5 protein-coding genes are annotated in these 4135 nt (G+C 66.9%); all 5 read left to right on the forward strand.

The features are described 5' to 3' along the window. The first annotated feature begins 64 nt into the window (after positions 1 to 64). The 5 genes from PSU4_RS30580 to PSU4_RS30600 all read left to right on the forward strand — a co-directional run bounded on the left by PSU4_RS30580 (position 65) and on the right by PSU4_RS30600 (position 3577). The gene (locus tag PSU4_RS30580) at positions 65 to 1030 is read left to right on the forward strand and encodes an ATP-binding cassette domain-containing protein (protein ID WP_147116117.1); all 966 of its coding nucleotides are present in this window, start codon (positions 65 to 67) and stop codon (positions 1028 to 1030) included. Then, complete coding sequence (locus tag PSU4_RS30585; protein ID WP_147116119.1) at positions 1027 to 1872, forward strand: ABC transporter permease; 846 nt, start codon at positions 1027 to 1029, stop codon at positions 1870 to 1872. The genes PSU4_RS30580 and PSU4_RS30585 overlap by 4 nt, the downstream gene beginning before the upstream one ends. A 103-nt stretch (positions 1873 to 1975) precedes the next feature. After that, complete coding sequence (locus PSU4_RS30590) at positions 1976 to 2398, forward strand: DoxX family protein (protein WP_147116120.1); 423 nt, start codon at positions 1976 to 1978, stop codon at positions 2396 to 2398. A 27-nt stretch (positions 2399 to 2425) separates the two neighbouring features. Next, positions 2426 to 3259, forward strand: a complete 834-nt coding sequence (locus tag PSU4_RS30595) for an alpha/beta fold hydrolase (RefSeq protein WP_147116122.1) — start codon at positions 2426 to 2428, stop codon at positions 3257 to 3259. Positions 3260 to 3271: 12 nt separating this feature from the next. Next, positions 3272 to 3577 (forward strand): hypothetical protein, encoded by a 306-nt coding sequence (locus PSU4_RS30600; protein ID WP_147116124.1) that lies wholly within the window; start codon positions 3272 to 3274, stop codon positions 3575 to 3577. Positions 3578 to 4135 lie beyond the last annotated feature (558 nt).

Consider the following 4135-nt stretch of genomic DNA (forward strand, 5'->3'; position numbering starts at 1 on the left):
AAGTAGTCAAACTGGACTAGTCTCTACCAATCCGTTCGCAACACCGGGAGAAGGAATCGAACCCATGGGAAAGCTCGCGATCGAGACGAGAGGGTTGAAGAAGAGCTTCGGCAAGACCCACGCGGTCGCCGGTGTCGACCTGGCCGTGAGCGCCGGGGCCGTGTACGGCGTGCTCGGTCCGAACGGGGCGGGCAAGACCACCACGATCCGCATGCTGGCCACGCTCCTGCGCCCCGACGCCGGAGAGGCGCAAGTGCTCGGCTACGACGTCGTGCGTGACGCCCAGGCGGTGCGGAGCAGGGTGGGCCTCACCGGACAGTTCGCGTCGGTCGACGAAGACCTCACCGGGGTGGAGAACCTGTTGCTGCTCGCCAGGCTGCTCGGCTACTCACGCCGCCGAGGCAGGGAGCGGGCGGCCGACCTGCTCGACGCGTTCGGTCTTGCCGAGGCGGCCGACCGGCAGGTGAAGAAGTACTCCGGCGGGATGCGCCGGCGCATCGACATCGCGGCGAGCCTGGTCGTGACCCCCGAACTGATCTTCCTCGACGAGCCCACGACCGGGCTCGACCCGCGCAGCAGGAACCAGGTCTGGGAGATCGTCAGGGGCATGGTCGCCGAGGGCGCCACCGTGTTGCTGACCACGCAGTACCTCGACGAGGCCGACCAGTTGGCCGACCGGATAGCGGTGATCGACCACGGGAAGGTGATCGCCGAGGGCTCGAGCGGCGAGCTCAAGGCATCGGTCGGCGCCGGCTCGCTGCACGTACGGCTACGTGCGCCCGAGCAGCGGGCCGAGGCAGAGCGGGTCCTCGCCGGCGTCCTCGAGGTGCCGGCTGAGCCGTCCGCTGACCCGGCCGCGCTGTCCGCGCGGATCTCCGACCCCGAACGGGTCGCCCGGTCCCTGGCCGAGCTGTCCCGCAGCGGCATCGACGTCACCGAGTTCGCGCTCGGCCAGCCGAGCCTGGACGAGGTGTTCCTCACCCTGACCGGACACGCCGCCGAGGAGACACCCGAGGAGGAGGCCGCATGACTGCCACGTCCGCGGAGCAGGCGTCGGCGCCCGTCACCGAGGACGCGCTGCGCAGTGTGCTGTTGGCCGGTGAGCGGCCGTCTCGCCCCGGCCCGGTGCTCACCTCGTTGACATTCGGCTGGCGCGCTTTGTTGAAGATCAAACACGTCCCGGAGCAGCTCGTCGACGTGACCATGTTCCCGATCATGTTCACGCTGATGTTCACCTACCTGTTCGGTGGCGCGCTCGCCGGGTCGACTCAGGAGTACCTGCAATTCCTGTTGCCCGGGATCCTGGTGCAGGCGAACGTCATGATCACCATGAACACAGGCATTACGCTGAACACCGACATCCAGAAGGGGATGTTCGACAGGTTCAGGTCACTTCCGGTGTGGCGACCGTCGCCGCTGGTCGGCGCCCTACTCGGCGATGTGATGCGCTACTCGATCGGGTCGGCGATCGTGATCACGCTCGGACTGGTCCTAGGGTTCCGACCGGAGGGTGGCGCCGTCGGGGTGATGCTCTCGGTGGTGCTGCTGCTGGTGTTCTCGTTCTGCCTGTCGTGGCTGTGGACGATGCTCAGCCTGATCCTGCGCACGCCGAACTCGGTGGCGGGGGTCAGCATGATGGTGATGTTCCCGCTGACGTTCGTGAGCAACATCTTCGTGGACCCGAAGACGATGCCCGGGTGGTTGCAGGCGGTCGTCGAGGTCAACCCGATCACCCACCTGGCGACAGTGGTACGCGGCCTGATGGACGGCTCGGTGCCCGTCGGGGAAATCGGTTGGGTGCTCGTGTCGTCCGTACTTCTCGTCGCGGTCTTCGGTCCCATCACCATGATCCTCTACCGCAACAAGAAGTAGATGCCGCTTCCGCGAGCACCTGGTCGACATCAGTTCCGACAACCCGGCCCGCTCGGCCAACGCCATCACCGGTACCAGGCCCGGACACGACAAGGGGAGCCGAATGAGCACCATCCCCAAGAACAACTCGGAAACCGGTGCGCACACGCTCGGGCGGGCGAGCAGCATCGAGGTCTGGATTCTGCAAGTCGGGCCGGCGGCGATAATCGCCGGCGGCGGAGTCTCGAAGCTCGCCGGCGACCCGGTCATGGTGGACATGTTCGCCGACATCGGGGCTGGCCAGTGGCTCCGGTACCTGGTCGGAGCGCTGGAGGCCGCGGGAGGGGTTGGACTTCTGATCCCGGCTCTGGCGGGCCTGGCCAGTCTCGGGTCGGCGGCACTGCTGACCGGTGCTGTCATCACCGATCAGTTCGTGCTCGAGCAGAGCCCTTGGCTGCCGCTCGCCCTTCTCGTCGTGGCGGCCGTGATCGCAAGGGCGCGGTGGTCGCGCACCGAGGCCGTCGTCGGCACGCTGCTCAGGCGCTGAGACAAACCTCTCGAACGGAGATGTGAGATGAACGAGATGGCCTTTCGCGTGACATCAAACGATGGCACCACCATTGCCTACGACAGGGAAGGAAGCGGTCCGGCCGTCATTCTGGTGGGCGGAGCACTCGACGAGGGGGTGGAGAACGCTCCCTTGGCGCCGGCTCTCGCCGAGCACTTCACGGTCTACAACTATGCCCGTCGAGGACGCGGCGCCAGCGGCTTCACCGAGCCGTACACCGTGGAGAGGGAGATCGAGGACCTGGATGCGTTGATCGCGGAGGGGGGCGGCTCGGCACACCTGTTCGGGGCGTCCTCTGGTGGCGCGCTGGCGCTGGAAGCCGCCGCGGCCGGGTCAGCCATCGACACGATCGCCGTCTGGGAGGTGCCCTACGTGGTCGGGGACGACATACGCCCGCGATTCGAGGAGTACATCGCGGACACCCGACGCGCCTTCGACGCCGGGCGAGACGAGGAGGTTCTCGAACTGTTCATGCGCGTGACCGGCGCCTCCGACGACAACATCGCGGCCAGGAAAGCGGCAGGCAAGCAGACGGCGCATTGGGCGCATTCGGTCGCCCTCGCGCCCACGCTGGTCCACGACAGCGTCTTCCTCAACCGCTACCAATTGCCGGCCGATCGACTGGCAACGGTCACCCAACCGGTCCTGGTCACCACCGGAGGACCGATCACGGCCCCATATATGGCAGGCCTGCCCTCGGACTTGTTCGACCGCGCAGCCGACGAGCTCGCAGACCTACTACCCCACGTTCAACGGGAGACCCTCGAGGGGCCGGATCACGTCGTCGCCCCACAGACCGTCGGCCCGCTGTTGCTACGGTTCTTCAGCAGCGAACACTGAGGGGCCCGCGAGGTGTTGCGGGAATACCGATTGGGCACCGCGCAAGCAGATCTTCGTCGCGCCAGGGACACGGGGCGGACAGGTGGTGTCGAGGTTGATGTCGTCGGCGGCATCACAGGCCTGATCCTGGGCGTGCTCGTCACCAACGTCTTCGTCACCATGCAAGACCGGGCCATCGTACTGACCTGGGCTTCGGTGGGATTCGACCTGGCCTACTCGCTGCTCATCGGCTCCGCCGTCGGTCGTACCTCGCACTCCGGGCCGACTCAGTACCGCCCGCCGAAGCCCTGCGCAGCACATGACCAGGCACCTCGGTAGGGCCAGTGATTCCGGGCTGTGGTCGCATGCGGTCACCGTTCCCGGGCGGTGGCCCGGTGCCGAAAGTCATGCCCACGGCGTGCTCACGTCAGGAGTGCCAGCGAAGACGCAGCCGCGTTCCCGGGTCGACCTGTACGCGGCGATCCGACGGGATGCCCGATCTGGGATGTCCAACCGCGCGCTGCAGCGCAACCACGGCGTCGGCTTCTGAACCGTGACAGCGGCGCTGGAATCTGCATGGCCGAAGGAGAGAAAGCGACCGCCCAAACGCGGCTCACGGCTTGACGCGTACCGAGTGGTGATCGACGACTTGACCGGCACCGACTCCTACCGTCTGGCCCAAGCCACAAGGCAGCGGACAACCTGACACCTGTCGGGCGCGGGAGCGGTGTCGACGCAAACCAACATCCGCGGCACCGACACGTGCCCCGGCGGTGTCAGAACTCGCCAATGAGCGGTGTCGGACGAAACCTCCGCAGCCAAACGTCCTCACGACACGTTCACCGGCCACCCCACTCGCGACCGTGTGATCAGCGCGTCCCACGAGCACTCACGACA

The organism is Pseudonocardia sulfidoxydans NBRC 16205 (assembly GCF_007989085.1).
GTDB lineage: Bacteria > Actinomycetota > Actinomycetes > Mycobacteriales > Pseudonocardiaceae > Pseudonocardia > Pseudonocardia sulfidoxydans.

Bases quoted from the DNA above. Each gene is read 5' to 3' on its own strand.
- PSU4_RS30580 (WP_147116117.1), top strand. From the start codon at position 65: ATGGGAAAGCTCGCGATCGAGACGAGAGGGTTGAAGAAGAGCTTCGGC.
- PSU4_RS30585 (WP_147116119.1), top strand. From the start codon at position 1,027: ATGACTGCCACGTCCGCGGAGCAGGCGTCGGCGCCCGTCACCGAGGAC.
- PSU4_RS30590 (WP_147116120.1), top strand. From the start codon at position 1,976: ATGAGCACCATCCCCAAGAACAACTCGGAAACCGGTGCGCACACGCTC.
- PSU4_RS30595 (WP_147116122.1), top strand. From the start codon at position 2,426: ATGAACGAGATGGCCTTTCGCGTGACATCAAACGATGGCACCACCATT.